Here is a 26,726-nt window from a genome sequence, read left to right on the forward strand (position 1 = left end):
GCGCTCCTGGTGGAGCTGCCCAAGGCCAAGACCGCCGACGACTTCGAAGCCCTGCTGCCCTGGCGGCTCACGCCTCCTAGCGCCAAATAGACACGTCCGCAAGGGACGTGTCTGGAGGAGCGCTTACCCATGAACAGCGGCAGCAGGCTGTGGATCATCTCGGACGAGACGTCCATCAGCAGGCTGACGAAGCCCAGCACCCAGACGCCGGCGGGGATCTTCGGGGGGTGAGGAGCTGCGGTGGCCAAGGCGATCGACAGAAACAAGAACCCAACTGGTTGCTGCCGGGCACCTTCGCCCGTCCGGGATCAGCGCGCCCCAACCCTGCCCGTGACGCGCGCCGTTCTTGAGGCGCCGCTGGGTCCCCGGCCCACAAAGCAAAAAGCCCAACCGGTGAGGGTTGGGCTGGATGTTCATCCTACAACGGGAATCTTGGTGGCTGGGCCTCTAGGCAAAGTTCAGCGGGACGTGGCGCATTTCCTGCGTTTCATGCCCTGACCACGCCTGCCTTCCCCCAATGTTGCCCGAGGTTCTTGCATGTGCAGGAACTCTAAGCGTTCTTGATCCACTGCTGACCATGGTCGGCCCAGATCATCTTGCAGACCTGCGTCTGCTCAAACATCAGGGTCGCCAGGTGGTACGCCGTCAGCACCTTGTCCTGTAGGTCCTGCGATGCCTCTAGACTCTCGATCACGACACCCTGCGCCGCGGCTTCGTCACGACCTATCCTGCGACCGTGGCTCTTGTGGGTTCCGGCATCGTTGAAGAATTGGGCGACCGCAGCAGCCTTCGCTGGCCCGTCCGTTTGCCCAGCGAACATGCGCGCCTCCGCCCACTCACGAACCATCCGTTCACCGTAGTCCAGTGCGTTCTGGGCCTCGACGAGTAGCGCCGGTCCAAGTGACGCCAGAACTGGGGCCCACGCGTGGGCGAGCCCTGTATCGGCGCTAATCTCCTTCTTGGCGCGCTCAAACTGGTCCACGATGGCCCGAGCTGAAACGAACTTGCCGTTCATCGGCATTTGCGGGTCGATGGGGCCGATTTGGCTCTGGCGACCCATGATCAACCGGTTGGAGGCAAGGCCGATCATTGTTCCGGCCGACATCGCGAAGGCTGGAACGACGACCTCGATATCGTTGTACTTGCTGTGCAAGTACTGAACGACCGTCTCAGCCGCGTTTGTCTGGCCCCCCGGCGTGTGAAGGATGAGGGTTAGCCCACGCTGGACGTTCATGCCAAACATGCATGACATGAACCCATTGATTTCCTCGGAGGTCAGTGCGACCTGGAACGAGGGCAGCTGTGGTTTCTGCAAGAACGCAGTTGCGTAAAGCAGAACGTGCCGCCCTGATCGCAGCGACGAGATGTCTGCCAGGGCTTGACCGAGGCGGGTCTCGAACCACGCCGCCCGCTGTTGAGGGGGGACGGCGTTCGCTTCTTTAAGCAGGGCTGTCCAGGCTGCCACCTCAGCAAGCCATCATTACAAGACCCATCGGATGGGTCCAGTCCGCGCGCCGCTGCTCAGTGACCGGGCCGCGTTCGTCGGCGTTCGCCAGGAGTTGGAGCTGCAGATAGCGCTCGTACTGCAAGGTGGCCGCAGAGAGATCAGCGATGTCGTCGACGTTCTTTTCGCTCTTCTGGAGGCAGCGATCGTTTTCCATTGCCCGCTCCTTCGTTGTATTCGCATCTGTTCGGCACTCAGCTCCGAAACTTGATGGCATCGCAGTGTTTCACATTGTTCCACGATGCTGCGACGCAGCATTGTAGGGGATAACCGCAAGGCAGTGATGTCATTGACCCCGTTGAAGCACGCGACGTTCCACCCTTATGTATCAAAGGCTTAGCCGATCTTAGTTACGTACTTTGTAAAGTAGCTCGACATCAATCACCCGACGGCGCTGGCCAAGTTGTCCAGCCGACAAGTGCCGGCGTTCAGCCACGACACGGTCTCAACGGATGAGCTTGCCAACGGCGCGCGATAGCGGCATCGGCGATCGCCGCGTGGCCGCGGACCCGGATCGGGGCAGCGCCATTCACAAGGTTCGTGTTTCCGACATGGCGCGCCGGGCTCGACCGTTGGTTTCCACAAGACCCTGACACAACGAGCGTCACTCAACGATCGTTGAGTCACTGCTGACGAACCGACGCGCCAAGTTGACCAGCGAAGCATTCTTCTTCAGAAGGTGCCCTCGGTACTCGGCGAGCCGATCAAGCACGTACACGGGGCGCAGGAGCTTGCCCTCCTCACTCCTTTCGACGGCAGCAAGACCGATGATTGATGACTCCCCTTCGTTCTCGCGGGAGTAGTCCGCCTTGGCGGCAGAGAAGACAGCCTCCCACTCCTCACAAGGCGCCTTCAAGCCATCGCGCACGGTTTCGTGCGCGGCACTCAACCCTTCAACGTACTCGCGGATTAACGGCATCAACGGGACCTGTTCTCCCAGAGCTTCCAGCTCTGAAAGAACGCTTTGCTTGAACTGTCGATCGCCCTTCAACTCCTTCGGCATCAGAGCAGGCGCCATTGAGTAGCCGAGCTTGGTCCGGTTTTCGATCCACTTACTCAGCACCGCATAGGAGTGAACCGGAACGTCGCGGTGTTGAACGTAATTGCGAAGCGCTTCCATCGTGCGAAAGCCCAGACGGCCGTCATATTGCTGACTAAGCGCGGTCTTTGTCCTTTCGCTTAAACCCGGAACGACATCGACATGCTGTCTAACCTGATCCGTGTATGCGCGCGCCGCAGCAAGAAGGTTGAGCATTCGCCGGTTTAGCAGATCCTTCTCGACCCAGATCGTTTGTGCTGTCTGGCCTCCGAGCACCATGTGTCTCGTAGCGAGCGAAAGAAGCGTCTCCTCTAGTTCCAGGTAGTTCTCAATAACAAGATCGAACTTTTGCTCCGACGCGACCGCCGCGGTCAATGCATCTCGTGCGGCCTCAATGCGTCTGTAGCGGTCCTCATCAATCCTGACGAAGCCCAAGCTACTCAGGACGAGCCGGACCAGACCGAAAGCCGCGCTCGGATGAAGTTTGTCACTTGGATCTCGCATAGCAGCCCTACCGTGCGTGACTAGCACCGCCTCGCAACATGCCCAGGTTGTCCCCCCACGCCTGCATTATCTTGCGGCGCTGGTCGACATATTCGCTTCTCTTGTACGCCCCACGTAGGCTGTCCTTAACGCTGTGAGCGAGTTGCGCCTCAATCACCGCTTCGTCGAACTCAAGCCTCTCGGCCAGGATCGTGCGGGTCGTCGCTCGGAACCCGTGGCCGGTTACTTCGTCTGCTAGGAATCCCATGGCACGCGGCGCCGCGTTCACGGTGTTTTCGGACATGGGCCTGTCGTGGTGGCGCTCGCCGCGGACCACGTACACGCTGGCCCGGCTGAGTGGCTGCCGCTCGCAAAACTGCGAGCAGTTCTCCCGAGCCCGACGCGCCGTCTCGATCGCGCCGCGGCCTTCGATCCGGCGCAGCACAGTCAGAGGCACTTCTCGACGCCGCCGATGCGGTACTTCAGGCGCCAGTAGTGCGCATCGTTCGGCCAGAGCTCGAGGTAGAGACCGCCGCCGTCCGAGACCTTGATCCGCCTGTCGATGGGCTTGGCCTTCTTGATCGCGGTGTCCGTCAGCTTGTCGGTTGGCATCGGGGGCAACAACGACGGCTCGGACCGTGCCGGGGGCACATCCCCGCGGAATCTGCGCAGCTGGCCGGTATGCCCCCGATCTTGCCCCCAAGTTTCCCCGGCTTCAACCGGATGCGTTCGGACGCTCGCGGGCATGAAAAAAGCCCTAGAGCGTTGATTCTCTAGGGCTTTCTTGTCACTACCGGATGTCTTCGGACGTTCCCGGACGCCTGTTGGTGGCCTGGGGCGGAATCGAACCACCGACACGCGGATTTTCAATCCGCTGCTCTACCAACTGAGCTACCAGGCCTCGAAACTTGTCGAGCCGGCGAGTATAGCCGGAATCTCGGACCGCCCCGTCAGATCACGCCGCCGCGCTTGTTGCGCGAGAGGTCCACGCCCAGCTGCTTGAGCTTGCGGTACAGGTGCGTGCGCTCCAGGCCGGTCTTCTCGGCCACGCGCGTCATCGAGCCGTTCTCCTTCGCGAGGTGGAACTCGAAGTAGCTCTTCTCGAAGGCGTCGCGGGCCTCGCGCAGCGGGCGGTCGAGGTCGAACAGCTGCTCGGGCTGCGGGCCCAGCGGCAGCGAGGGCGCACTCGGCAGCCCGGGCGGCACGAGGCCGTTGAGGTCGGCGGCGCCGAGCGCCGCTTCGGGCCGATAGACGCCCGGCGGCAGGCCGGCGTTGGCGCGCGGCGAGGGTTTCACCAGCGCCTGCTCCACCGCGCGCAGCAGCTTCTGCAGCGTGATCGGCTTCTCGAGGAAGGCGGTGGCGCCGTACTTGGTGGCCTCGACCGCGGTGTCGATGGTGCCGTGGCCGCTCATCATGATCACCGGCATGCTCAGCATGCCGGCGGCGCCCCATTCCTTCAGCAGGCTGATGCCGTCGACGTCGGGCATCCAGATGTCCAGCAGCACCAGGTCCGGACGCAGGCGCTCGCGCACGGCACGGGCGTCGGCGGCGTTTTCGGCCAGCTCGACGGTGTGCCCTTCATCGGACAGGATTTCCGACAGCAGGCCGCGGATGCCCAGCTCGTCGTCCACTACAAGAATCGTTGCCATGCGAGTGCTACAAGCCCCTGGTGGTGGCCGGTGTCAGGACCAGCGCCCGGCGCCTGGTGGGTGTTCTGAAGGCCTGCCGGCCGGCGTCGAGGCCGCGGCAGGTACGTTGGGCGCAGGGGCGAAGCGGGAAAATGATAGCGAAACTTGCGCGCCGATGACCGCGCCCTCGTCCGCAGCGCCTTCGGTGGCCGGGGCCAGGCCCGCCAATGTCGCCTCGGCCGCGGTTTCGTCGCCCACGTGCAGGTTGGCGATGCGCACCCGTGCGCCATGCTCGTCGGCGATCTTCTTGACCACGGCCAGCCCCAGCCCGGTGCCGCGGCTCTTGGTCGTGACATAGGGCTCGAAGGCGCGCTTCAGGACCTTGTCGGCAAAGCCGGCGCCGTTGTCGGTGACCTTCAGGCGCACCGCACGCGGTGCGCCGCTTTCGTTGCGCGCGACCTCGGTGGCCAGCACGACATGGCCGTCGGGCCGCTCGGCCACCGCGTCGAGCGCGTTCTGCACCAGGTTGTGGATCACCTGCCGCAGCTGCGTCGGGTCGCCCAGGATCGGCGGCAGCACGGGTTCCAGGCGCGTATCGAGGTGGCCCTGCTCGTGCGTCGACGCGTACAGCGCCATCACCTCGCCGACCAGCGCATTGAGGTCCAGCGGCTGCAGCTGCGCGGCGGGCAGGCGCGCGTAGTCGCGGAACTCGTTGACCAGCTGCTTCATCGCCTGCACCTGGGCGACGATGGTGGCCACCGAGCGCTGCAGCATCGACTGGTCGGCGCCTTCGAGCTTGGCCTCCAGCTTGTGCTGCAGGCGCTCGGCCGACAGCTGGATCGGCGTCAGCGGGTTCTTGATCTCGTGCGCCAGGCGGCGCGCGACCTCGCTCCAGGCCACCGACCGCTGCGCGGAGACGATCTCGGTGATGTCGTCGAAGACCAGCAGCCGCGCGCCGGCCGGCAGCGACGCGCCGCGCAGCAGCAGGTTGACGGTGTCCTGCGCGCTGACCTTCAGCTCGAAGGCGTCCTGCCAGTGATCGCGCTCGCCGGCCTCGGGGCTTTCGCTGTGCAGCTCGGCCCGCTGCTTCACCGCCTGCGCGAACTCCGCGAGCCCCGGCACCTCGTCGAGCGCGCGGCCGCGGTAGGCCGACAGCGGCTGGCGCAGGATGCGGGTGGCGCCGGGGTTGACGGTGTCGATCAGGCCGCGCTTGTCGAACACGATGACGCCCGCGGTCAGGCTGTCGAGGATGGTCTGCAGCCGCGTGCGCGCGCCTTCGAGCTGCGCCACGCCGCGCTGCACCTGCGCGCGCGCCTCGGCGAGCTGGCCGGTCATCTCGGCGAACGAACGCGTCAGCCCGCCCAGTTCGTCGCGCGAGGCGAACACCGGCTTGGCGGTCAGGTCGCCGTCGGCCACCTGGCGCACGCCGTCGGCCAGCAGCAGCAGCGGCCGCGCGATCTGGTTGCCCAGCATCACCGCCAGCAGCAGCGCGCCGAACACCGACAGCACCAGCGCCAGCGTCAGCGTGCCGATGTACATGCGGCGCAGGCCGTCGCGCGCGATCGCGCGCTGCTGGTACTCGCGGTAGGCGCCCTGCACCGTCAGCGCATTGGCCACCAGGGCCTGGGGCACCGGCTGCACGACCATCAGGAAGCGGTCCTCGCCCCCCGTCAGGCTGATGTCGTTGCTGGGCACGAGCGCCACGGCGCGCACCCGCGCCTCGGGCCGCCCGCCGGGCTGCGGCTCGTCGTCCAGACCTTCGAGGTGGCTCGCGCTGCGCGCGGCGCGCGCCTGGCGCAGCAGCGAGGTCGGGGCGCGTTCGGGCACGATGGCCCCGGCGCTGCCGCCGGCGCTGGCGAGCACCTGGCCCGACGCGCCGAGCAGCACGGCATCGCGCACGCCGAGTTGTTCGCGCACACGTTCGAGCGCGAGCGGGCCGATCGCGCCCCGGGTGTCGGACAGGCGCTCGGCGGTGCTGCGGGTCTTCGCCGCGAGGTCCCCGGCCATCGCATCGAGCGTGCCGCGGCCCAGCGCCAGGCCGGCATCGAGCGCGCCGGCCACCTGCACGTCGAACCAGCTGTCGATGCTGCGGGCGACGAACTGGTAGCTCACGGCATAGATCAGCAGCCCGGGCAGCACGCCGACCAGCGCGAAGATGCCGGCCAGCTTCGCCAGCAGCCGGCTGCCGAACTTGCGCTGGCGCAGCCGCACCACCAGCCGCAGCGCGGCGACGCCGATGGCCACCAGCAGCAGCCCGCCGACGGCCACGTTGGCCCAGAACAGCCAGACGAAATGGCGCTCGACCGCACGCCCCGCGGTGCCGATCGACAGCAGGTAGACCAGCAGCAGCGACAGGCCGGTCACGACGACCAGCGAGACCGCGAGCGCCCAGCGGGCCGACTTCGTCATCGCCGCTGCCCGTCCGTCACTCGACCCGCGCGCTGCGCTCGATGCCGAGTTTCCAGTCCTGGCCGAGGTCGAGCTGCATCGGCCGCGGCAGCTGGCTGTTATCGAGCTGGAAGCTGAACTCGACGTAGTAGCGTTCCGCCGGCTCGAGCTTCTCGGCTTCGACCAGGCGCCAGCCCGCCACCCGGGACATCGGCGCCAACGCCTCGGCCAGCGTCGGGAAGCTCTGCGCGAGGCCGCCGAGGCTGACGCGCCAGGTGGCCGTCAGCGGCTGGTAGGACAGGCGCCAGGTGCGCGCGATGCGGGCGATGCGCTCGTCGCGCCAGTACCAGCGGCTGCGCAGCACGGTCACGTGCGCGGTGAAGTACATCGGCACGCCGCGCTGCAGCGCATCCTCGATGGCATGCGACAGGGTCAGCCGGGCGGCGTACTCGAGCGTCAGCGCGCCCTCGGTGCGGGTGACCTCGAGGCTGGTGAGGTCGACTCCCTGCGCGCGCGCCGGCGGCATGCCGCCGAGGCCGACGATCAATGCGGCCCACAACACCAGCCTGGTCAGGAAGCGCGGCAACAGGGCTGGGGCGATGGTGCGGCGCATCGGGGCGCGGGATTCTCTGCAGGACGTTCGGGCTGGGCCTCCGGTCGACCCCAGAGGGGCAGCCCGGCGGGCTCAGGGCTTGTGGATCAGCGCGTAGAAGAAGCCGTCACCGCTTGTTTCGTCTGCAAGTCCGGGCCTCTGGCCATTGTCCGGCAGGCCCGGCAGATGTCCCGGCGAGGCGGGGTCGAGCCAGGGTTTGTCGGCGCCGTGGCGTTGCAAAAAAGCGTCGATCTGCTGCTGGCCTTCGAGCCTGAACAGCGAACAGGTGGCGTACAGCAGCCGGCCGCCGGGCTTGACCAGCGGCCACAGCGCGTCCAGCAGCTCGGCCTGGATGCGCGCCAGCGCGACCACGTCGTCCGGCCGGCGCAGCCAGCGCACGTCGGGGTGGCGGCGCACGATGCCCGAGGCGGTGCACGGCGCGTCGAGCAGGATCGCGTCGAAGGGCCGGCCATCCCACCAGCGTGCCGGCTCGCGCGCATCGGCGGCCTGCAGGTGGGCCTTCAGCTGCAGCCGGTTGAGCGTTTCCTGCACGCGCGCCAGGCGCAGCGGGTCGCTGTCGAGCGCGGTCAGGTCGAGGTCGGCCAGCTCGAGCAGCTGCGCGGTCTTGCCGCCGGGGGCCGAGCAGGCGTCGAGCACGCGGGCCCCCGCCGGCAACCGCTGCGAGCCTTCACCCAGCAGCAGCGGGCCGGCGCGCTGCGCCGACAGGTCCTGCACCGAGACCTCACCCTCGGCGAAACCGGGCAGTTCCTGCACCGGCAGCGGTTTGTCGAGCACCAGCGCCTGTTCGCCCACCACGCGGGCCCCGCGGCCCTGCGCGACCAGCCGCGACAGGTAGGCCGCGGCGGTGCCGCGCCGCGCGTTGACACGCAAGGCCATCGGCGGATGGCGGTTGGCCTCGGTCAGCAGCGCGGCCCACTGCTGCGGCCAGTCCTGCTTGATGCGTTCGATCCACCACAGCGGGTGGTTGAACGCGGCCACCGGCTGCGACTGCACCGCGGCCACCAGCGCGTCGCGCTCGCGCACGAAGCGGCGCAGCACCGCGTTGATGAAGTTGGCCGCCGCCGGCGTGCGCTGGCGTGCGGCGGTCACCGCCTGATCGACCAGCGTGTGCTCGGCATACGGCGGACCGCTGCCGGGCCACAGCAAGGCGATCGCCGAGCACAGCAGCGCATCGACGTTCGGCGGCGGCGCCTTCGGCGCCAGCTTCGCCCGCACCGCCTGCGCGCCGCCCCACCAGCGCAGCACGTGGAAGGCCAGCGCCTGCGTGCCGGGCTTCAGGTCGACCGGGCAGCGCGCGAGCACCTCGGTCAGCGAGCGGCCGCTGCGCACGGCGGCCACCGCGTCGGCGGTCTGGTCGAGCAGGCGGGCCAGCGGCGGCCCCAAGGCACCCGGGGAAGCACTCATCGCGGTCAGTCTATCCCCCGGGAACGCGGGCAGGCCCCTGCCCTGCAGGCTTCGCCCCCGCGGCGCACAATGCGCCCTTCCCCGAACCGTGCCGCGCACTGCCATGCCGACCTCCGACACCCTGCCGATCTTTCGCAACGAGGAGGAGCTGTCGCGGCTGCCGGCCTCCGAACGCATCCGCTACCGGCTGATCGGCGCCGATTGCCGCTACCACGCGAACGACAACATCGCCGAGCACATCCGCCCGGGCGAGCTCGACGAACTCAAGCGCGAGGTCGAGGCGAAGATGCAGGACGTGCTGCAGGCGCTGGTGATCGACACCGACAGCGACCACAACACCAACGAGACCGCCAAGCGCGTCGCAAAGATGTTCATCGACGAGGTGTTCCGCGGCCGCTACGTGCCGCCGCCCTCGGTCACCGAGTTCCCGAACTTCTCGCGCCTGAACGAGCTGATGATCGTCGGGCCGATCACCGTGCGCAGCGCCTGCTCGCACCACCTGTGCCCGATCCTCGGCAAGGTGTGGATCGGCCTGCTGCCGAACGAACACTCGAACCTGATCGGGCTGTCGAAGTACGTGCGCCTGGCCGACTGGGTGATGACGCGGCCGCAGATCCAGGAAGAGGCGGTGGTGATGCTGGCCGACGCGCTGCAGGAGCGCGTCAAGCCCGACGGCCTGGCGATCGTGATGGAGGCCGACCACTTCTGCATGCACTGGCGCGGCGTCAAGGACGACGACTCGTCGATGACCAACAGCGTGATGCGCGGCGCCTTCCTGAAGGACCCGAACCTGCGGCGCGAATTCCTGGCGCTGCTGTCGAAGAAGTCCGGCAACTGAACGCGCGAGCGATCGAAGAGGCCACGATGATGCTGGTACGACTGATGTATGCGAGCCGCGCGGTGCCGACGCTGGACCAGGACGAGCTGCACAACATCCTGCGCCAGAGCAAGCTCAACAACCCCCAGCACGGCATCACCGGGCTGCTGTGCTACTCCGGCGGCATCTTCATCCAGGCGCTCGAAGGCGGCCGCTCGGCGGTGAGCCGGCTCTACGGCCGCATCGCCGCCGATCCGCGCCATGGCGACCTGATCCTGCTGAACTACGAAGAGATCGGCGAGCGCCGCTTCGCAGGCTGGTCGATGGGCCAGGTCAACATGGCGCGGCTCAACCCGGCCTTGCTGCTGAAGTACTCGGCCACCGCGACGCTCGATCCGTACAGCGTCTCCGGCAAGGCCTCGATGGCGCTGTTCGACGAGCTGGTGGCCACCGCGTCGGTGATGTGCTGAGCGCGCGGCCGCGCGCGAACGAATGAAACACGCGGCGCGCGGGGCGCAGCGGCGCTGCAACGCCCGGCGCCGACACTGCCCGGCATTTCCACGATGCCGGAGCTGCCGATGGGCCTCGCCGAACGCCGCAAGATCCAGGACCTTCAGGACAACACGCTGCCTGCGCGCAGCCGCGAGATCGCCGAGATCTGCGGCCGCGAGATCCCCTACGAAGTCGACTGGGCGACGCTGGAGAACGATGCGTCGGCGCTGAACTTCCTCGACAACCTCTCCTGCCATCGCCTGAACATGGCGCTGCGCACGATCTGCATCGACGACATGGGCCGCGAGGCGGTGCGCGAGACGCTGAAGCTGGTGAAGCTGAAGAACGTCGCCGAGCCGGCGCAGCGCCACATCGCCTTCGCCGGCGGCGTGCTGGAGATGCACTGCGCCTACGCGCACGGCGCGTCCGGCATGTTGAGCGACGGCACGATCCGCGACGCGCTGATGGCCGGGCTCTGAGCCGCCGCCGTGGGGTCTGCTTCGACGATGGGCGGCGCACCGTGGTGGATCGCCGGCGGCCTCATGCTGCTGGCCCTGATCGTGTGGGTCAGCCGCACGCCCGAGGCGCCCGCGGAGCCGCTCGCGCACGAGACGCTGCAGCATGGCCCGTTTCAGATCGTCGCCGAGGGCCGGCGCATCTCGACCGGCACCTTCCCGAACAACGGCGGCAATCCGTTCGAGACGATGGAAGTCACCGGATTCCGCGTGCGCTGGCGCGGGCAGGACGTGGCCGTGCCGGTGGGCGAACAGACCCTTCTGCGCTTCTGGCGCGTGCTGCGCCTGGTCGATGCGCCGCAGCCGGCGCTGCTGGTCTCGACGACCGACTTCCACCTGATCACCGAGCAGGACGGCCAGCTCGTCGTGCGCTCGATCGGCGAGCCGAGCACCGACATCGCCGAGCTGCAGCGACTGGACGCGGCGCCCGACGGCCAGCCCGACCAGCCACGGCGCTTCGGCATCGAGAAGGTCACGCCGGACGACACGGTGGTTCGGGATGCCCGCTGGCTGAAGCTCGGTCACCGCCACGTGCTGGACGTGCAGACGCTGGCAGTGCATCCGGTGCGGCCGTGGATCCGGGCCGGCAGCAGCGACCCGCTGGCGGGCCTGAACGGCGGTGGCCGCGGCGCGGTGCTGCTGTCGCCGGGCCGCAGCGCCTACGTCGTGCCGGCCTACCAGAGCGGCGACGCGCAGGACCGGCGCTACGACGGGCTGATCGTCGTCGACATCGCCCGCGGCGACGCGAGCGGCCTGCGCGTGTCGCGCGCCCGCAGCCGCTACATCGACGCCAACGACTTCACCGCCGACTGGGTGCGGCACCACTTCCGCTGGACGCGCGATGCCGATGGACGCGAGCGGCTCGAGCCGGCTCCGGACGCGAGGCCGCTGCCGTGGCGGGGACGTTTCGTCGACTTCGGCCAGCAGGTCGAGTACCGCGTCGCGCCGGTGCGGCCGGAGATGGGCGACGCGCTGGTGCGCTTCATGGCCGAGCGCTTCGGCGCGCAGGTGGCGCCGGACTGGATCGACCCGTCGATGACCGGCGGCGACACCTTCCGCCTGCCCGGCTGCAGCCACGTGCTGGCGCTCGGCCTGCACGAGCGCCATGTCGGCCTCTACGGCCCGGCGCCGCGCGGCGCGGTGGCGCACCCGCCCGACTGCCAGCAGATGATCCGCCGCATCGGCGAGGCCTTCGATGCCGAGCTGGCCAGCGGCCGGCTCGACGCGCTGTTCCTCGACGCCGACTGACGCGTCCTTCGGACGTTGGCGCTCAGCCGAGCATGTCGGCCCAGATCGTGCGCGCCCAGTTCCAGCCGTAGTCGCCCTCGAGCTCGGTCGGGCCGGTGGACACGCCGCCGGAGCCGGCGACCGTCTTGAACGTCTTCTCGGCCGCGACGTACTCGTGCACGCTGGCGACGTGGATCACGCGCTTCGCGTCGACGAAGCTGTAGCAGGTGTTCGTCAGCATCGGCGCCGGGTTGATCTCCCAGCCGGCGAACTCGGCGACGATGGCCGCCGCGGCGACCTTCGCGTGGTTGTTCGCCATGTGGCCGCTCTTGGGCATCGCCGGGGCGATCTGGATCGAGTCGCCGAGCACGTGGATGTCCGGCGAGACCGTCGATGCGAAGGTCTGGTAGTTCACGCCGCACCAGCGCTGGTTCATGTTCGCGAGGCCCGCCTGGACGGCGATCGCACCGGCGCGCATCGGCGGCAGCACGTTCAGCACGTCGGCCCTGACGTCTTCCTGCACCTCGAACTTCACTGTGTTCGTGCGGGCATCGACCGCGGTCGCCTTGTGCTGCGGGCGGAACTCGACCAAGCCGGGGTAACTCTCGGCCCACACCTTCTTGAACAGCGGTCCCTTCGAGGTGACGTCGGGGTTGGCGTCGAGGATCAGCACCTTGGACTTCGGCTTCGCGGCCTTGAAATACGCGGCCACCTGGCAGGCGCGCTCGTACGGCCCCGGCGGGCAGCGATAGGGCGCCTCGGGCACCACCAGCGCATAGACGCCGCCGTCGGGCATCGCTTCCAGCTGGCGGCGCAGCGCGGCCGTTTCGGGCCCGGCCTTCCAGGCCTGCAGGATGCGGCCCTCGGCCTGCGCGGCGCGCAGCCCGGCGACGCTGTCGAACATCAGGTCGATGCCGGGCGACAGCACCAGCTTGTCCCAGGCGATGGTCGGCCCGGAGGCCAGGGTCGCGGTCTTCTTCGCCGCATCGATCGCGGCCACCGTGTCCTTGATCACCCGCACGCCATGGCGCGAGGCCAGCGTGTCGTAGCGTGTCGTGATGTCGGCCAGCGTCTTGCTGCCGCCGAGCACGAGGTTGCTGACCGGGCAGCTGACGAAGGCCTCGTTCGGCTCGACCAGCACGACGTCGAGCTTGCCGCCGGAGAACAGGCGCAGGTACTTGGCGGCCGTGGCGCCGCCATAACCGCCGCCGACCACCAGCACGCGGGTGCGCTCCGGGATGGCCGGGGTCGAGGCGCAGCCGGCGAACAGCGCCGTGCCGCCGAGCGCCGCGGCGCCGCGCAGCCAGTCGCGGCGATGGCCGGCCAGGAGATTCAGTGATGGGTTCATCGTCGCCTCCCGTTCAGCGCTTGGGCTGGGCCGCGAAGTACGCGGCCAGCTGCTCGATCTGCGCCTCGGAATAACCCTTGGCAATCTGGTGCATCACGGTGGGCGTGCGGGCGCCGCTGCGGAAGTCCTTCATCTGCGCCAGGAAATACGCCTGCGACAGGCCCGCGAGCCCCGGCACGGCGCTCCTGTCGAGCGCCTGGCCCGCGGTACCGTGGCAGTTCGCGCAGGTGGCGGCGAGCGCCGCGGTGCGCAGTTGCTGGACGTCGTCGGCGGCCAGCGCGGCCGAGGCCGGCAGCACCAGTGCGAACGCAGCGGCAAGGCCAGGTACCCAACTCCTCATCGCGTCTTCCTCCGGGGCGGCAGAGGGCGACGAGTGTCGCTCAGAAACTGCCGGCGCGGCGGAAGCGGAACAGCCGCTTCAGCAGCCGGGTCGGGAACTGGTCGATCGCCGCGTTGTAGGCCGCCGCGGCGTCGTTGAACATCTGGCGCGCGAACTGCCAGCGCGGGGCGAGCTCCTTGAGCACCTGCTGCGGCTTCGCGACCGCCTCTTCGTGGCGCCAGTCGGCATGCTGCTCGATCAGCGCGGCCAGCCGCACCAGCGCCGGCGCCAGCGCGGCCTCGGCGCGGGCCAGCGCCGCGGGGCCCGCTTCGTCGGTCGGGCGCGGGCGCATCGCGTCCGCCGCGGCGGCCAGCTGTGCATGGGCGCCGGCCACCGCGTCGAGCGCCGCCTGTTCCGCGGCCAGCCGCGGTTCCACCGCCGCGCGCAACGCGGCCAGCGCCTGCAGGCGCGCCTGCAGCACGCCGTCGCACTGCGTCCAGGCCTGGATCATCGCGGTGCGCAGCGAGACGACGCGGTTGTGCGCGCCCAGCATCCAGAAGAACAGCAGCCCGAGGGCGACCCAGGCCCACCACGGCATCGCGCTCATCCGCCCAGCTCCCGCCGCCACGCCGTGTACCCGTCCGCGCGCAGCCGGCACGCCGGGCAGGTGCCGCAGCCGTGGCCCCAGTCGTGGCGCTGGCCGCGCACGCCGAGGTAGCAGGTGTGGGTGTGCGCGATCACGATCTCGGTGAGCGCGGCGCCGCCGAGCGCCTCGGTCAGTGCCCAGGTGCGGGCCTTGTCCAGCCACATCAGCGGCGTCTCGATGGTCATCGGCGTGGCCAACCCGAGCGACAGCGCGACCTGCGTCGCCTTCATCGTGTTGTCGCGGCAGTCGGGGTAGCCGGAGTAGTCGGTCTCGCACATGCCGCCGACCAGCACCGATCCGCCGCGCCGATAGGCCAGCGCCGCGGCGAAGGTCAGGAACAGCAGGTTGCGGCCGGGCACGAAGGTGTTCGGCAGGCCGTCCGCCTGCAGCTCGATCGCGCGCTGGTCGGTCAGCGCGGTGTCCGAGATCTGCCCCAGCAGCGCCATGTTCAACAGATGGTCGTCGCCCAGGCGCTCGGCCCAATGCGGGAAGGACGCGGCCATCTCGGCACGCACGCGCGTGCGGCACTTCAGCTCGATGCGGTGGCGCTGGCCGTAGTCGAAGCCGACGGTCTCGACGCGCGCATAGCGCTCGAGCGCCCAGGCGAGGCAGGCGGTGGAGTCCTGCCCGCCGGAGAACAGCACGATCGCCGTGCGCGGGTCTTGCGCGGACGGCGCCGACGTCAAGTGCGGACCTCGCCCTGGCCCAGCACGATCCACTTCATCGACGTCAGCCCCTCCAGGCCGACCGGCCCGCGGGCGTGGAACTTGTCGGTGCTGATGCCGATCTCCGCGCCCAGGCCGTACTCGAAGCCGTCGGCGAAGCGCGTGCTGGCATTGACCATCACGCTGGCCGAGTCGACCTCGCGCAGGAAGCGCATCGCGTTCGGATGGTTGGTCGTCAGGATCGCGTCGGTGTGGTGGGAACCGTACCGGTTGACGTGCGCGATCGCCTCGTCGAGCGAATCGACCACCTTGATGCTGATGATGGGCGCGAGGTACTCGGTCGACCAGTCGGTCTCGGTGGCGTCGACCACTGTCGCGCCGGGCACCGCGGCCAGCACCGCCTTCGCACGCGGGCAGCAGCGCATCTCGACGCCCTTGGCCGCGAAGCGCTCGCCGATGCGCGGCAGGAACGCTGCCGCCTGCGCCGCATGCACCAGCAGCGACTCGGCGGCGTTGCAGGGGCTGTACTTCTGCGTCTTCGCGTTGTCGGTCACCGTGACCGCGAGCTCGAGGTCGACCTCGGCATCGACGAACACGTGGCAGTTGCCGTCGAGGTGCTTGATCACCGGCACGCGCGCCTCGGCACTGATGCGCTCGATCAGGCCCTTGCCGCCGCGCGGGATGATGACGTCGACGTACTCGGGCATCGCGATCAGCCGGCCAACCGCCGCGCGATCGGTGGTCTCGACCAGCTGCACGGCCTCGGCGGGCAGCCCGGCTTCGAGCAGCGCGGCCTGCACCAGCTTCCACAGCGCGAGGTTGCTCTGCAGCGCCTCGGAACCGCCGCGCAGGATGCAGGCATTGCCGCTCTTGATCGCCAGCGAGGCGGCTTCGATCGTCACGTTCGGCCGGCTCTCGTAGATCATGCCGAACACGCCCAGCGGCACGCGCATCTGGCCGACGCTGATGCCCGAGGGCCGGCGCTTGACGCCGGTGATCTCGCCGATCGGGTCCGGCATCGCGGCGATCTGCTCGCAGCCTTCGGCCACCGTCTCGATGACCGCCGGCTTCAACTTCAGGCGGTCGACCATCGGCTCGGCCAGGCCGTTGGCGCGCGCGGCGCCGAGGTCCAGCGCGTTCGCGGCCTGCAGCGGCTCGACCGCTTCGCGCAGCCGGCGCGCCAGCGCGCGCAGCGCGGTGTTCTTCGCCGCGGTGGGCGCGGCGGCCATGCGGGTGGCCGCGGCACGGGCCGCGGTGCCCACGTGGGCCATGTAGGCGGGAATGTCGTTCGTCATGTCAGCCCTCGTCCCGCCCGCCAAAACCATGGTGTTGCATGCGGCGGATTTTCCCAGATCACCCCGCGGCGCGCTTGGGCACCAGCGTTCGCCGCAGCAGCAGCTGGTGCAGCGGCTCGGTTTGCCAGCCCTCGCCGGCCAGCGCATCGCCGCCGCGGTCGGGCCGCAGCAGCTGCGGCATGCGCAGGGTCGCCTGCGGGTAGTGCGCTGCCAGCGCCCGCGCGAGCTGGCGGGCGCCGTGCTGGCGCACGTCGGCATCGACCAGCGCCTGCAGCGTCACGCGCTGCGGGTCGGCATCGCTGAAGATCACCTGCGCGCCGGCGCAGCGCCAGGCCTTCAGCGGGCCCCTGCCTGGCCCGTTCAGCGCGGCGATCGACGGCGCGGTCTGCTGGAACGGCAGGCCCTCGATGCCGCCGTGTTCGAGCCAGGCCACCGCGTCGGCCAGGCCGAACTCGTCGATGCGGTCCTCCACCGGGGCGCCGGCCGCCCCCGGCAGCCGGGTGTAGCCGTGCAGCTCGGCCACCGGCTCGAACCCCCGCGAGCGGTACAGCGCCAGCGCGCGTTCGTTGCGCGCGAAGACTTCCAGCTCCATCGTGCGTTCGCCGCGCGCTTCGGCTTCGGCCACCACCCGGTCGAGCAGCCGCGGCGCGTGCCCGCCGCCGCGCGCGTCGGGCCGCGCACCCATCGTCGCGAGCCGGCTTCGGCCCGCGCCGATCGGCGCGATCAGCGCGAAGGCCAGCACGCGGCCGTCGCGATCGACCACCACGCGGCTGGCGGCCAGCTGCGCGCCCTGGCGAGCCAGCAGCAGCGGCCAGCTGTCGGGCGTCACCGTCATCGGGCCGATCAGGTAGTCGGCGAAGGCGGCATTGAAGGCCTCGCGCAGCGCTTCGCCGTCGATGGCGTCCGCGGCGCGCAGGTCGTACAGATCCGTCATTTCCAAACCCTCCGCGCTGCGCGCTCCGGGATGAGCGCTTCGGAACGGCCGGGCGCGCTCATGCAAGGGCTCCCAGCACCATCAGCCACAGCGGTGCAGTGAACACGAAACTGAAGGTCGAGACGACGATCGTCGTCGTCGCCTCGGCCTCCTGCGAGCGGTAGCGCTGCGCGAAGATCAGCGCGTTGCTGCCGGTGGGCAGCGCGGCCATCATCACGACGACCTGCAGCGGCAGGCCGGCGAGGCCGAAGCCGCCCTTGGCGACGGCCAGCACCAGCGCCGGCAGCGCGATGAGCTTCAGCAGGCTGATGGCCATCGCGCCCTTGAACCGGTTGCCGATGCCGCCGTACGCCAGCGACAGCCCGATGAGCACCAGGCACATCGGCGCCACCGCGGTGCCCAGCAGCGCCAGCGTCTCGTCCAGCGGCCCCGGCAGCGGCCAGTCGGTGGCGTTCCAGGCCAGTCCGGCGAGCACCGGCAGCACCACCGGGTGGATCAGCGTGTTGCGCACCGTCGCGCGCAAGGTCTTCAGCAGGCCGGCAGTGGCCTCGTGGCGGGCCCGTGCGCGGGCCAGGTCCATCTCGACCAGCGCGGTCAGCACCGACAGCAGGATCAGCGCATGCAGGCTGATCAACGCGATGTGGATCGCCAGGCCCTTTTCGCCGAACAGGCCCGCGGCCAACGGCACGCCGACCTGCAGCGAGTTGCCGAAGGTGGCGGCGATCGCGCGGGTCGACGGTGAGGCCACCGCCCGCTCGTGGGCCGCGAGGTCGTCGCCCGCCGGCTGGCCGCGCACCCGCCAGCGCAGCACGCCGTAGACCGCCAGCAGCATCAACACCACCGGCACGAAGAACGCGACGATCGAGGCCCACGGCATCTGCGACGGGTCGAGCCGCGCGGTGGTGCGGAACAGCAGCGCCGGCACGAAGATGTAGAAGGCCGCGTTGGCCAGCGTGCGCGCCGGGTCGCTGCCGGGTGTTCCCTCGCCCAGCCAGCGCAGGCGCCCGGCGATCCAGCCGAGCGCGACGGTGACGAAGATCGCCAGCAGCTTGTGGAAGACGAGCAGCGACATAGGCTGGTGGATGATGCCCGCATTTGCGGCCGCCCCGGCCGGCACGGGGCTTGCGAGGCTTCGCCGGCACAGGCTTCAGGAGCAGACCATGGGCAGCGCAGCCACGGCCCCGCCCGCGACGGCCAGGGACGGCGTCGCGCCGGCGGTGGCGCCCGAGCAATGGTCGGCGCTGATCAACCTGGCCGGACGGCAGCGCATGCTGTCGCAACGCATCGTGCTGATGACGCTGCTGGCCGACCGCGGCGACGCCACCGCGCGCATCGCCGCCAAGGATGCGTTGCAGCAGTTCAACGCCGCCCACCAGCGGCTGACCCACGGCGGCGACGGGCTGCCGCCGCCGCCCGCGCCGCTACGCCTGGCGCTGGCCGCCTGTTCGGCCGGCGCCGGCAGCCCCAGCGTCGATGCCGCGGTGCGAGACTTCGCCACGCTCGCCGCCGAGGCGCTGCGCACCGATCCGGCGCTCGCGCGCCCCGCGATGGGCCGGCTGGTCGCGCTGGCGACACCGGTGCTGGCGCTGCTGAACCGGCTGACGCAGCTGTACGAGACGCTCGCGCGCGACGCGGCCGCGCAGGCGCAGGCGCACCAGGCCGGGCTGATCGGGCGCATCGAGCGCATCGCCGGCGAGGCCCACTTCGTCGCGCTGAACGCGCGCATCGTCGCCGCACGCGCGGGCGACGCCGGGCGCGAGTTCGGCGTGGTCGCGGCACGGCTGGTCGAGGTCAGCGCCGAGATCGAGGCCCTGAGCCGGGAGGCGATGCGGTGATCAGGCGAGCGGGGTCGAGCTAACGCGCGAGTTGCGCGGCCACCCAGGCATCGACGGCCGCCGCCGGCAGGTCGATCTGCAGCTGCTTGCGCCGCGCGGTCTCGCCGCGCAGCAGCGTCAGCGCGCGCTTCGGGCAGCCGAGCTCGTCCGCGAGCCAGTCGCGCAGCCGCGCGTTGGCCTTGCCGTCGACGGGCGGCGCCGCCAGGCGCACGCGCAGCGCGCCGTCGTGCAGGCCGTCGACCTCGGTGCGCTTGGCGTTCGGCACCACGCTGACGTCGAGCACGCAGCTCGTCTCGCCGCGCGGCTGCACGGGCGAGGCCATGCTCAGGAGGCGGCGGTCACTTCGCCGCCACCGCCTTCTTCGCCGCCGCGGTCTTCTTCGCGGCCGGAACCTTCGCGCCGCGCGGCTCGAACTCGAAGCCGACCTTGCCTTCCTTCGGGTCCCAGACCAGGAAGGCCTTGAACTTGCGCTTGGTGCGGTTGGAGACGAAGCCGTCGAGCAGGTCGGTCTTGCCGGTGGCGAGCAGCTTGCTCACCTGCTCGTGCGCGATCGGCTGCGTCAGGATGATCTTGCCGGTCTTGAAGTCGCAGGTCACGTGCGCGCCGACCGCGTGCTCGCAGACGTAGTTCGCGCCGTACTCGTGCACGTGGCCCTTGCACTTCGGGCAGGCGCCCAGCGAGGGCTGGCCGCTGAAGTCCACGGGCTCGCCGTCGCCCTCGGCGTTCTTCTGGTCCTCGCCGAAGTCGAACTCGAGCTTCCAGTTGGCGATCTCCTCGTCGTAGACCAGGCGCAGCTCGGCGGTGAACGGCCAGCCGGCCTTCGAGCGGAAGCCCTCGAGCGGGCCGATCTTCTTGTCGCGCAGGAAGGTCTCGACCTCGTGCAGCTCGAAGCTGCGCGCGCCGGGGATCTTGGTGATCGAGAAGCCGCAGCCTTCGCTCGCGCCGTCGCTGCCGGTACAGGTGAAGCGGCGGTAGTTCTCCTTGACGACGCCGCCGCACTGCGGGCACGGCACCTTCAAGGTCGCGTAGTCGCCGGGAATCGTGTCGCGGTCGTACTCCTTGGCCTTGCGCACGATGCGCTCGGCCATCTTCGCGATCTCCTTCATGAAGGCGTCGCGCGACAGCCGGCCGTGCTCCATCTCGGCGAGCTGGTATTCCCAGTTGCCGGTGAGCTCGGGCTTGGTCAGGTCCTCGACGTCGAGGCCGCGCAGCAGGGTCATCAGCTGGAAGGCCTTGGCGGTGGGGATCAGGTCGCGGCCCTCGCGCAGCATGTACTTTTCCATGATCAGGCCTTCGATGATCGCCGCGCGCGTCGCCGGCGTGCCCAGGCCCTTCTCGTGCATCGCGGCACGCAGCTCGTCGTCGTCGATCAGCTTGCCGGCGCCTTCCATCGCGCTCAGCAGCGTGCCTTCGTTGTAGCGCGCCGGCGGCTTGGTCTTCAGCGCATTGACGCTGATGTGCTCGTTGGCCACGGATTCGTTCGGCTGCACCGGCACGAGGTTGGCGTCCTCGTCCTGCGCCTCCTTGCCGTAGACCGCCAGCCAGCCCGGGTTCACCAGCACCTTGCCGTTGGTCTGGAACTGGTGCTCGGCGACGGTCGTGATGCGCGTGGTGACCAGGAACTCGGCGGGCGGGAAGAACACCGCGAGGAAGCGCTTGACGACCATGTCATAGAGCTTGGCCTCGGCCTCGGTCAAGCTCTTGGGCGGCTGCAGCGTCGGGATGATCGCGAAGTGGTCCGACACCTTGCTGTTGTCGAACACGCGCTTGATCGGCTTGACGTAGCCTTCCTTCAGGCCCTTCGCGGCATGCTGCGCCAGTTCGCGCAACGGGCCGGGCAGGTCCTCGCCGGCGATCATCTCGAAGGTCTTCTTCACGACGCCGACGTAGTCCTCGGGCAGCGCGCGCGAGTCGGTCCGCGGGTAGGTCAGCACCTTGTGCTTCTCGTACAGGGCCTGCGCCAGCGACAGCGTGGTCTTCGCCGAGAAGCCGAAGCGGCCGTTGGCCTCGCGCTGCAGCGTGGTCAGGTCGTACAGCCCGGGGCTCGACTGGTTGCTGGGCTTGGATTCCTCGCTGACCGTGCCGGTCTTGCCCAGCACCGCGTCGGCAATCTGGTTGGCCGTCTTCTCGTCCCACAGCCGGTCGGAACGCGCATCGGGATCGTCGGACTTCTTGAACTTCGGGTCGAACCACTTGCCTTCGTACTCGCCGGCGGCGCAGGCGAAGCCGGCCTTGATCTCCCAGTAGTCTCGCGCGACGTGCTTGCGGATCTTCTCCTCGCGCTCGACGACGATCGACAGGGTGGGCGTCTGCACGCGGCCGACGGTGGTCAGGAAGAAGCCGCCGTCGCGCGAATTGAACGCCGTCATCGCGCGCGTGCCGTTGATGCCCACCAGCCAGTCGGCCTCCGAGCGGCTGCGCGCCGCGTCGGCCAGGCCCAGCATCTGTTCGTCGCTGCGCAGCTGCTCGAAGCCTTCGCGGATCGCCTGCGGCGTCATGCTCTGCAGCCACAGCCGCTTCACCGGCTTGTTCAGCGGCGTCTTGCCCCCATCGGCGTACTGCACGATCAGCCGGAAGATCAGCTCGCCCTCGCGGCCCGCGTCGCAGGCGTTGATCAGCGCGGTGACGTCCTTGCGCTTGACCAGCTTGACCACCGCGTTGAGCCGCGTCTTGGCCTTGTCGATCGGCGCCAGGTCGAAGTGCGGCGGCACCACCGGCAGGTGCGCGAAGCTCCACTTGCCGCGCTTGACGTCGTACTCCTCCGGCGCCTTGATCTCGACGAGGTGGCCGACCGCGCTGGTGACGACATAGGTCTCGTTCTCGAAGTGCTCGGCGTGTTTCTCGAACTTGCCGGTGACGGGCGTCAGCGCACGCACGATGTCCTGCGCAACGCTGGGCTTCTCGGCAATGATCAGGGTCTTGCTCATGGATCCGGGGAAAGGTCTGGAAAGGCGGTCTGCCTACAATCCGTGTCTTCGCGCGCGCACGCCTGTACACACGTACACGTGCGCGCGCCCATGAATTCACTTTACCGAATGAAGCCGAGCACGCAAGCCGCCGCCCCCAAGACCGGAAAGCCCGCCGGAAAGCCCGGCGCAAAGCCCAGCGCAAAGCCCGCCGGCAAGCCCACCACGGGATCGGCCCGGCAGGCCGCGGGCAAGGGCAGCGGGCACGCGGCCGAGGCCGACGCCCCGGCCGGCGGCCGCCGCATCCAGGTGCGCAAGAGCGGCGTGCACGGCAAGGGCGTATTCGCGCGGCGGCCCCTGAAGAAGGGCGAGACGGTGATCGAGTACACCGGCGAGATCATCACCTGGCCCGAGGCGCTGCGCCGCCATCCGCACGATCCGAGCGACCCCAACCACACCTTCTATTTCCACATCGACGAAGACCGGGTCATCGATGCGAAATACGGCGGCAACGCGGCGCGCTGGATCAACCATGCCTGCGCGCCGAACTGCGAGGCCGACGACGACGGCGAGCGCGTGTTCATCAAGGCGCTGCGCAACATCAAGCCCGGCGAAGAGCTGTTCTACGACTATGGGCTGGTGATCGACGAGCGCTACACGCCGGCGCTGAAGCGCCAGTTCGCCTGCCATTGCGGCAGCGCGCGTTGCCGTGGCACGATGCTCGCCCCGAAGCGACAGAAGCTCGGCTGAGCGCATCCGCTTTGGTTCGCGACATGTCGGACACCCACCACCTGCACTGGGGCGCCGAGGCGCTGTGGCAGCGGCTGAGCCCGCTGCTGCCCGGGCTGTCGGTGGAGATGGTCGCGCGCATCGACTCGACGAATACGCAGTTGCTCGAACGCGCCCGCCGCGCCGGCGCGCACGACGAGGCCGCGTCGGCCCAGACGCACGGCCGCCGTTCCGGCGACACGCAGCCCTGCCTGCTGGTGGCCGAAGCGCAGACCCGCGGCCGCGGCCGCCAGGGCAAGCCGTGGTACTCGACGCCCGGTGCGTCGCTGACCTTCTCGCTGTCGCTGCCGCTCGAGCCGCCGGACTGGGCCGGGCTGTCGCTGGCGGTCGGCGTCGCGGTGGCCGACGCGCTCGACCCGCTCGAACCGGGCCAGGCGCCGCGCATCGGCCTGAAATGGCCGAACGACCTGCTGCTGCTCGAAGGCGACGGCCCGGGGCGCAAGCTCGGCGGCATCCTGATCGAGACCGTGCCGGTCGGCCGGCGCCGCATGGCGGTGATCGGCATCGGGCTGAACATCCAGCCGCAGGCCTTGAAGGACCTCAGCTGGGGTTATGCCTGCCTGCAGGAATTCCGGCCGGAGATCGACGCGCCGGCGGCGCTGGCGCTGGTGGCCGAACCGCTGGTGCGCACGCTGGTCGAGTTCGAACGCACCGGCTTCGCGCCGCTGCATCCGGCCTACGCGCGGCGCGATGCGCTGCTTGGCAGGCCGGTGTTCACCAACTTCGCCGAGGTGCCCGAAGGCGTGGCCGAGGGCATCGACGCCGACGGCGCGCTGCTGCTGCAGGTCGGCGGCACGCGCCAGCGCCTGTCCAGCGGCGAAGTGATCAGCGTGCGGCTGGCGCCTGAGGGCGGCGGCGCGGCACCCGGACCGGAGGCGCCCGCATGCTGAGGGCGCTGGTGCTGCTCCTGCTGCTGGCCAATGCCCTCGTCCTCGCCTGGTCCCAAGGAGCCTTCGACGGCGTCGGCGCACGCCGCGGCGATGCGCAGCGCGAGCCCGAGCGGCTGCAGCGCCAGGTCAATGCCGAGCGGGTCACGCTGCTGAAGCCGGCCGCGGCCAGCGCCGCGATGGCCGCCGAAGCCCGTGCCCAGGCGGCCAGCGACGCCGCGGCGGCGGCCAGTGCGGCGGCACCCACCGGCGTCTGCCTCGAGGCCGGCCCGCTCGCGCCGGCGGCTGTCGCCGCGGCCGGGAAGCTGCTGGTGCAGGCCGGCATCGCCGAAGGCGGCTGGCAGACGGTGGCCAGCGAGCGCAAGGGCAGCTTCCTGATCTACATGGGCCGCTACGCCGACGACGAGACGCAGGACCGCAAGATCGAGGAACTGAAGCGCCTGCGCATCGACGCGCAGCCGATGAAGAACGCGCCCGAGCTGATGCCGGGGCTGGTGATCGCGCGCTTCGACGACAAGGCCGCCGCCGAAGCCGAGCTCGGCCGGCTGTCTCAGCGCGGGCTGCGCACCGCGCGCGTCATCACGATGGTGCCGCCGACGCCGGCGGTGACGCTGCGGCTGCCGTCGGTGGATCCGGCGCTGCGCGACAAGCTCGCGGCGCTGAAGCTGGGCCCGGGCCTCAACGGCTTTGTGGCCTGCAGCGCGGCGGTCGCCGCGGCGCCGGCCTCGTCAGCCGCCTCGGCGGCTCCGGGGCCGGCCGCGGCCCGCATGCCACCGTCCGCTGCCGCGCCGCGCGCAGCGACGCCGCCCGCCTCGCGCGCAGCGTCTTCCTGACGTGACCGGGCCTGGGCGCCCGGGGCCTCAGCCGCGGGCGCGCCGCGCCGGCAGGTGCAGCAGCGCCAGCGCCGCCGCCAGCCCCGCGAGCCAGCCGAATCCGAGCGCCCCACCGCCACCGCCCCCGCCACCGCCGCCGGTCGACGGGGTCGCCGGCGCGGAGACGATGATCGTCGTCAGCGCCGCGCTGCTGGCACCGGCGCTGTCGGTGACCGTCAGCTGCACGGTGACCGTGCCGGCGCCGGTGGTCGACAGGATCGCGCCCGCCTCGCTGGTCGAGCCGGTGAAGACGGCGATGCTGGCGCCCGATGTGATCGTCCACTGGTAGCGCGCGATCGTGCGGCCGGTGCCGGCGGTGGTGCCGGTGCTGTTCAGCGTCACGTTGGTGCCGGCGGTCGGCGTGGCGTTCGAGACGCCGATGCGCACCGTCGGGGCCGGCGCGCCGTCGGCCTGCACCTTGGCCACCGCGGCCCCGGCGTCGAGCATGCCGGCGCCGCAGGTGGTGGTGGTGCAATAACACTCGATCTGCTCGGTGCCGTTCGGCGCATGGCAGGCGGTGACGGTGGCATCCGCGCCGGTCGTCGGGAACGGCCGCGCGGTGGCCTGCAGCGTCGCCTTGGCGCGCGCGGGCGTCAGCGTCGGGTCCAGCGACATCATCAGCCCAACCGTGCCGGCGACGATGGGCGCCGCGAAACTGGTGCCGACCGAGTAGTTGAAGCTGTCGCTGTAGATGTTCGACGCCGGGCTGGTGCTGCCGCTGTTGCTCGTGGTCAGCAGCGGGTACAGGCAGGCGCCGGACAGGTTGACGCAGTTGCCCGCCGGGGCGGCGATGCTCATCTGCGGCCCGACGTTCGAATAACCGACCTTGGTGCCGGCGTGGCGGATGCCGGCGACCGCGATCGCGCCGGCGCAGTTCGCGGGCGTGCTGACCGCGATGCCGGTGTCGTTGCCGCCGGCCACCACCACGGCCACGCCGGCCGCGTTGAGCTCGGCGATGGTGTCGCGGTAGGACGCCGGGCAGCTGCCCGCCGAGCCGAGGCTCATGTTCAGCACGCGCGCCGGATTGGCATTGGCCACCGGGTCGGTCGACAGGCCGGCGGCCCAGCGCATGCCGGCAAGGATGTCGCTGTCGTAGCCGCCGCAGCGCCCGAGCACGCGCACCGGCAGCACCTTGACGTTCCAGCCGGTGCCCGCGATGCCCTGGCCGTTGTCGGTGGCTGCGCCGATCAAGCCGGCCACCTGCGTGCCGTGCCAGCTGCTCGAGAAGGCCGGATCGCCCGCATCGCACTCGCCGGCCGGTGTCCAGTCGCCCGGATCGTTGGCGTCGGCATCGCGGCCGTTGCCGTCGTTGGCGGTGTCGGTATCGGCGATGAAGTCGTAGCCCGGCAGCAGCTTGCCGGCGAGGTCGGGATGGTCGTAGCGCACGCCGGTGTCGAGCACCGCGACCACCAGGTTTGCCGAGCCGGTGGTGATGTCCCACGCGGCAACCGCGTTCACCGCCGACACCGCGGTGGATGTCGGCGCGCGCAGGTACCACTGGCCCACGGCCGGTGTGATCGAGGTCTGGTTGGCGCCGAAATAGGGGTCGTTCGGCACGGCCAGCAGGCGGCGGCGCTGGTCCGGCACGGCCCACTCGACCTCCGGCTGCGCGGCCAGGCGGGCCGCCAGCTGCAACGACGACAGCCCGCGGCCGCGCATCGCCTGCATGCGCGCACCGAGCTCCGGTCCGTCGTCCAGCGGCACCGACAGGCGCCGCGACAGCGCGGCAGCATGCCGCGGGCGCACCGCCGTCGACGTGCCGGCCGAGGTGTCCGAGGGGGCCGAGGGGGCGGACAGCGCGCGCATCAACGTGGCGTCGGCGCGGTACTTGACGATGACGCGGGCGTTGGACGCGTCCTCGACGTCGGCCGACGTTGCCTCGCGCCGCCCGCGCGGGCCCGGTTCGGTCGCCGGGGCGGCGGTCACGGACACCAGCGCCGCCAGGAGGGCCGGCAGCAGCAGCAAGGGTCGGGGCAAGCGAAGCTTCATCGCAAGAGGACGCGGGCCGCCACGGCGGCCCGGCGAGTGAACGGTGTGCGCGATGCTAGGTCAACGCGGTAAAGCCCCGGTGAAGAAGCGCAACGCCGCCGCGTCCCGGCCGGCAAGGCGTGCCGTACCGC

27 protein-coding genes, 1 tRNA gene and 1 pseudogene are annotated in these 26,726 nt (G+C 70.1%); 8 read left to right on the plus strand and 21 right to left on the minus strand.

Translation table 11 applies throughout. The annotated features are described in order from the left end of the window. The 11 genes and pseudogenes from P1K89_RS18875 to rsmB form a co-directional block, all read right to left on the minus strand. Nucleotides 1-266, minus strand: a pseudogene (locus P1K89_RS18875) (hypothetical protein); the annotation flags it as partial. 284 nt (nucleotides 267-550) lie between these two features. Next, entirely contained in the window at nucleotides 551-1,465 is a 915-nt protein-coding gene (locus tag P1K89_RS18880; RefSeq protein WP_284618049.1) for an SDH family Clp fold serine proteinase, read from the minus strand. 1 nt (nucleotide 1,466) lies between these two features. Beyond that, nucleotides 1,467-1,661: a hypothetical protein gene (locus P1K89_RS18885; RefSeq protein ID WP_284618050.1), complete on the minus strand. Its 195-nt coding sequence runs from the start codon at nucleotides 1,659-1,661 to the stop codon at nucleotides 1,467-1,469. Between the two features lie 447 nt (nucleotides 1,662-2,108). Next, a complete protein-coding gene (locus P1K89_RS18890; RefSeq protein ID WP_284618051.1) occupies nucleotides 2,109-2,978 on the minus strand; it encodes a hypothetical protein in 870 nt (289 codons plus the stop codon). Nucleotides 2,979-3,054: 76 nt separating this feature from the next. Beyond that, nucleotides 3,055-3,330, minus strand: a complete 276-nt coding sequence (locus P1K89_RS18895; RefSeq protein ID WP_284618052.1) for a tyrosine-type recombinase/integrase — start codon at nucleotides 3,328-3,330, stop codon at nucleotides 3,055-3,057. A 143-nt stretch (nucleotides 3,331-3,473) separates the two neighbouring features. Beyond that, nucleotides 3,474-3,638: an Arm DNA-binding domain-containing protein gene (locus P1K89_RS18900; protein WP_284618053.1), complete on the minus strand. Its 165-nt coding sequence runs from the start codon at nucleotides 3,636-3,638 to the stop codon at nucleotides 3,474-3,476. 213 nt (nucleotides 3,639-3,851) lie between these two features. Next, a tRNA-Phe gene (locus tag P1K89_RS18905) sits at nucleotides 3,852-3,927 on the minus strand. Nucleotides 3,928-3,976: 49 nt separating this feature from the next. Next, entirely contained in the window at nucleotides 3,977-4,675 is a 699-nt protein-coding gene (locus P1K89_RS18910; protein WP_284618054.1) for a response regulator, read from the minus strand. Between the two features lie 33 nt (nucleotides 4,676-4,708). After that, entirely contained in the window at nucleotides 4,709-7,063 is a 2,355-nt protein-coding gene (locus P1K89_RS18915; protein ID WP_284618055.1) for a sensor histidine kinase, read from the minus strand. A gap of 16 nt (nucleotides 7,064-7,079) precedes the next feature. Then, on the minus strand, nucleotides 7,080-7,655 hold the full coding sequence (locus P1K89_RS18920) for a DUF4390 domain-containing protein (RefSeq protein ID WP_284618056.1): 576 nt from the start codon (nucleotides 7,653-7,655) through the stop codon (nucleotides 7,080-7,082). A gap of 72 nt (nucleotides 7,656-7,727) precedes the next feature. Then, entirely contained in the window at nucleotides 7,728-9,059 is a 1,332-nt protein-coding gene (rsmB, locus tag P1K89_RS18925) for a 16S rRNA (cytosine(967)-C(5))-methyltransferase RsmB (RefSeq protein WP_284618057.1), read from the minus strand. Nucleotides 9,060-9,162: 103 nt separating this feature from the next. Between rsmB and folE the strand changes: the two genes are divergently transcribed. From folE to P1K89_RS18945, 4 genes are all read left to right on the plus strand, one after another. After that, a complete protein-coding gene (gene folE, locus P1K89_RS18930) occupies nucleotides 9,163-9,897 on the plus strand; it encodes a GTP cyclohydrolase I (RefSeq protein ID WP_284618058.1) in 735 nt (244 codons plus the stop codon). Between the two features lie 29 nt (nucleotides 9,898-9,926). Beyond that, the gene (locus tag P1K89_RS18935; RefSeq protein WP_284618514.1) at nucleotides 9,927-10,346 is read left to right on the plus strand and encodes a BLUF domain-containing protein; all 420 of its coding nucleotides are present in this window, start codon (nucleotides 9,927-9,929) and stop codon (nucleotides 10,344-10,346) included. A gap of 93 nt (nucleotides 10,347-10,439) precedes the next feature. Beyond that, nucleotides 10,440-10,847, plus strand: a complete 408-nt coding sequence (locus P1K89_RS18940) for a hypothetical protein (protein ID WP_284618059.1) — start codon at nucleotides 10,440-10,442, stop codon at nucleotides 10,845-10,847. Between the two features lie 9 nt (nucleotides 10,848-10,856). Next, entirely contained in the window at nucleotides 10,857-12,131 is a 1,275-nt protein-coding gene (locus P1K89_RS18945; protein WP_284618060.1) for a hypothetical protein, read from the plus strand. Between the two features lie 22 nt (nucleotides 12,132-12,153). Here the strand turns inward: P1K89_RS18945 and P1K89_RS18950 are convergent, their stop codons facing one another. The 7 genes from P1K89_RS18950 to P1K89_RS18980 are packed head-to-tail and all read right to left on the minus strand — an operon-like array spanning nucleotide 12,154 to nucleotide 18,389. Continuing rightward, entirely contained in the window at nucleotides 12,154-13,458 is a 1,305-nt protein-coding gene (locus tag P1K89_RS18950) for an NAD(P)/FAD-dependent oxidoreductase (RefSeq protein ID WP_284618061.1), read from the minus strand. 13 nt (nucleotides 13,459-13,471) lie between these two features. Continuing rightward, a complete protein-coding gene (locus P1K89_RS18955) occupies nucleotides 13,472-13,798 on the minus strand; it encodes a c-type cytochrome (RefSeq protein ID WP_284618062.1) in 327 nt (108 codons plus the stop codon). 40 nt (nucleotides 13,799-13,838) lie between these two features. After that, nucleotides 13,839-14,384, minus strand: a complete 546-nt coding sequence (locus P1K89_RS18960) for a LemA family protein (protein WP_284618063.1) — start codon at nucleotides 14,382-14,384, stop codon at nucleotides 13,839-13,841. Continuing rightward, a complete protein-coding gene (gene queC, locus P1K89_RS18965) occupies nucleotides 14,381-15,109 on the minus strand; it encodes a 7-cyano-7-deazaguanine synthase QueC (RefSeq protein WP_284618064.1) in 729 nt (242 codons plus the stop codon). The genes P1K89_RS18960 and queC overlap by 4 nt, the downstream gene beginning before the upstream one ends. Next, nucleotides 15,106-16,383 (minus strand): glutamate-5-semialdehyde dehydrogenase, encoded by a 1,278-nt coding sequence (locus tag P1K89_RS18970; RefSeq protein ID WP_284618065.1) that lies wholly within the window; start codon nucleotides 16,381-16,383, stop codon nucleotides 15,106-15,108. Before P1K89_RS18970 ends, queC begins: the two co-directional genes overlap by 4 nt. A gap of 58 nt (nucleotides 16,384-16,441) precedes the next feature. Then, the gene (locus P1K89_RS18975) at nucleotides 16,442-17,317 is read right to left on the minus strand and encodes a GNAT family N-acetyltransferase (RefSeq protein ID WP_284618066.1); all 876 of its coding nucleotides are present in this window, start codon (nucleotides 17,315-17,317) and stop codon (nucleotides 16,442-16,444) included. Between the two features lie 58 nt (nucleotides 17,318-17,375). Beyond that, a complete protein-coding gene (locus P1K89_RS18980) occupies nucleotides 17,376-18,389 on the minus strand; it encodes an AEC family transporter (RefSeq protein ID WP_284618067.1) in 1,014 nt (337 codons plus the stop codon). An 88-nt stretch (nucleotides 18,390-18,477) separates the two neighbouring features. Here P1K89_RS18980 and P1K89_RS18985 point away from each other — a divergent pair, with 88 nt between their 5' ends. Further along, complete coding sequence (locus P1K89_RS18985; RefSeq protein WP_284618068.1) at nucleotides 18,478-19,152, plus strand: type IV pili methyl-accepting chemotaxis transducer N-terminal domain-containing protein; 675 nt, start codon at nucleotides 18,478-18,480, stop codon at nucleotides 19,150-19,152. A 19-nt stretch (nucleotides 19,153-19,171) separates the two neighbouring features. On the opposite strand, the gene P1K89_RS18990 is transcribed toward P1K89_RS18985, so the two are convergent. Together P1K89_RS18990 and P1K89_RS18995 are read right to left on the minus strand one after the other, a co-directional pair. Beyond that, nucleotides 19,172-19,474 (minus strand): DUF167 domain-containing protein, encoded by a 303-nt coding sequence (locus tag P1K89_RS18990; RefSeq protein ID WP_284618069.1) that lies wholly within the window; start codon nucleotides 19,472-19,474, stop codon nucleotides 19,172-19,174. A gap of 16 nt (nucleotides 19,475-19,490) precedes the next feature. Continuing rightward, a complete protein-coding gene (locus tag P1K89_RS18995; protein ID WP_284618070.1) occupies nucleotides 19,491-22,079 on the minus strand; it encodes a DNA topoisomerase III in 2,589 nt (862 codons plus the stop codon). 108 nt (nucleotides 22,080-22,187) lie between these two features. On the opposite strand from P1K89_RS18995, the gene P1K89_RS19000 reads away from it, so the two are divergent. The 3 genes from P1K89_RS19000 to P1K89_RS19010 are packed head-to-tail and all read left to right on the plus strand — an operon-like array spanning nucleotide 22,188 to nucleotide 24,567. Continuing rightward, entirely contained in the window at nucleotides 22,188-22,808 is a 621-nt protein-coding gene (locus tag P1K89_RS19000; protein WP_439898015.1) for an SET domain-containing protein, read from the plus strand. A gap of 23 nt (nucleotides 22,809-22,831) precedes the next feature. Further along, nucleotides 22,832-23,737: a biotin--[acetyl-CoA-carboxylase] ligase gene (locus P1K89_RS19005; RefSeq protein ID WP_284618071.1), complete on the plus strand. Its 906-nt coding sequence runs from the start codon at nucleotides 22,832-22,834 to the stop codon at nucleotides 23,735-23,737. Further along, nucleotides 23,731-24,567, plus strand: coding sequence for an SPOR domain-containing protein (locus tag P1K89_RS19010; protein WP_284618072.1), 837 nt, complete (start codon nucleotides 23,731-23,733; stop codon nucleotides 24,565-24,567). Before P1K89_RS19005 ends, P1K89_RS19010 begins: the two co-directional genes overlap by 7 nt. A gap of 27 nt (nucleotides 24,568-24,594) precedes the next feature. Here P1K89_RS19010 and P1K89_RS19015 read toward each other — a convergent pair whose 3' ends face one another. Next, on the minus strand, nucleotides 24,595-26,583 hold the full coding sequence (locus tag P1K89_RS19015) for a S8 family serine peptidase (RefSeq protein WP_284618073.1): 1,989 nt from the start codon (nucleotides 26,581-26,583) through the stop codon (nucleotides 24,595-24,597). Nucleotides 26,584-26,726: the final 143 nt, after the last annotated feature.

The organism is Aquabacterium humicola, from assembly GCF_030167915.1.
Classification (GTDB): Bacteria; Pseudomonadota; Gammaproteobacteria; order Burkholderiales; family Burkholderiaceae_C; genus Pseudaquabacterium; species Pseudaquabacterium humicola.

Coding starts and splice junctions, on each gene's coding strand:
- P1K89_RS18885 (WP_284618050.1), bottom strand. CDS start 1,661: ATGGAAAACGATCGCTGCCTCCAGAAGAGCGAAAAGAACGTCGACGAC.
- P1K89_RS18895 (WP_284618052.1), bottom strand. CDS start 3,330: ATGTCCGAAAACACCGTGAACGCGGCGCCGCGTGCCATGGGATTCCTA.
- P1K89_RS18900 (WP_284618053.1), bottom strand. CDS start 3,638: ATGCCAACCGACAAGCTGACGGACACCGCGATCAAGAAGGCCAAGCCC.
- P1K89_RS18910 (WP_284618054.1), bottom strand. CDS start 4,675: ATGGCAACGATTCTTGTAGTGGACGACGAGCTGGGCATCCGCGGCCTG.
- P1K89_RS18915 (WP_284618055.1), bottom strand. CDS start 7,063: ATGACGAAGTCGGCCCGCTGGGCGCTCGCGGTCTCGCTGGTCGTCGTG.
- P1K89_RS18920 (WP_284618056.1), bottom strand. CDS start 7,655: ATGCGCCGCACCATCGCCCCAGCCCTGTTGCCGCGCTTCCTGACCAGG.
- rsmB (WP_284618057.1), bottom strand. CDS start 9,059: ATGAGTGCTTCCCCGGGTGCCTTGGGGCCGCCGCTGGCCCGCCTGCTC.
- folE (WP_284618058.1), top strand. CDS start 9,163: ATGCCGACCTCCGACACCCTGCCGATCTTTCGCAACGAGGAGGAGCTG.
- P1K89_RS18935 (WP_284618514.1), top strand. CDS start 9,927: ATGCTGGTACGACTGATGTATGCGAGCCGCGCGGTGCCGACGCTGGAC.
- P1K89_RS18940 (WP_284618059.1), top strand. CDS start 10,440: ATGCCGGAGCTGCCGATGGGCCTCGCCGAACGCCGCAAGATCCAGGAC.
- P1K89_RS18950 (WP_284618061.1), bottom strand. CDS start 13,458: ATGAACCCATCACTGAATCTCCTGGCCGGCCATCGCCGCGACTGGCTG.
- P1K89_RS18955 (WP_284618062.1), bottom strand. CDS start 13,798: ATGAGGAGTTGGGTACCTGGCCTTGCCGCTGCGTTCGCACTGGTGCTG.
- P1K89_RS18960 (WP_284618063.1), bottom strand. CDS start 14,384: ATGAGCGCGATGCCGTGGTGGGCCTGGGTCGCCCTCGGGCTGCTGTTC.
- P1K89_RS18970 (WP_284618065.1), bottom strand. CDS start 16,383: ATGACGAACGACATTCCCGCCTACATGGCCCACGTGGGCACCGCGGCC.
- P1K89_RS18975 (WP_284618066.1), bottom strand. CDS start 17,317: ATGACGGATCTGTACGACCTGCGCGCCGCGGACGCCATCGACGGCGAA.
- P1K89_RS18980 (WP_284618067.1), bottom strand. CDS start 18,389: ATGTCGCTGCTCGTCTTCCACAAGCTGCTGGCGATCTTCGTCACCGTC.
- P1K89_RS18985 (WP_284618068.1), top strand. CDS start 18,478: ATGGGCAGCGCAGCCACGGCCCCGCCCGCGACGGCCAGGGACGGCGTC.
- P1K89_RS18990 (WP_284618069.1), bottom strand. CDS start 19,474: ATGGCCTCGCCCGTGCAGCCGCGCGGCGAGACGAGCTGCGTGCTCGAC.
- P1K89_RS18995 (WP_284618070.1), bottom strand. CDS start 22,079: ATGAGCAAGACCCTGATCATTGCCGAGAAGCCCAGCGTTGCGCAGGAC.
- P1K89_RS19000 (WP_439898015.1), top strand. CDS start 22,188: ATGAAGCCGAGCACGCAAGCCGCCGCCCCCAAGACCGGAAAGCCCGCC.
- P1K89_RS19005 (WP_284618071.1), top strand. CDS start 22,832: ATGTCGGACACCCACCACCTGCACTGGGGCGCCGAGGCGCTGTGGCAG.
- P1K89_RS19010 (WP_284618072.1), top strand. CDS start 23,731: ATGCTGAGGGCGCTGGTGCTGCTCCTGCTGCTGGCCAATGCCCTCGTC.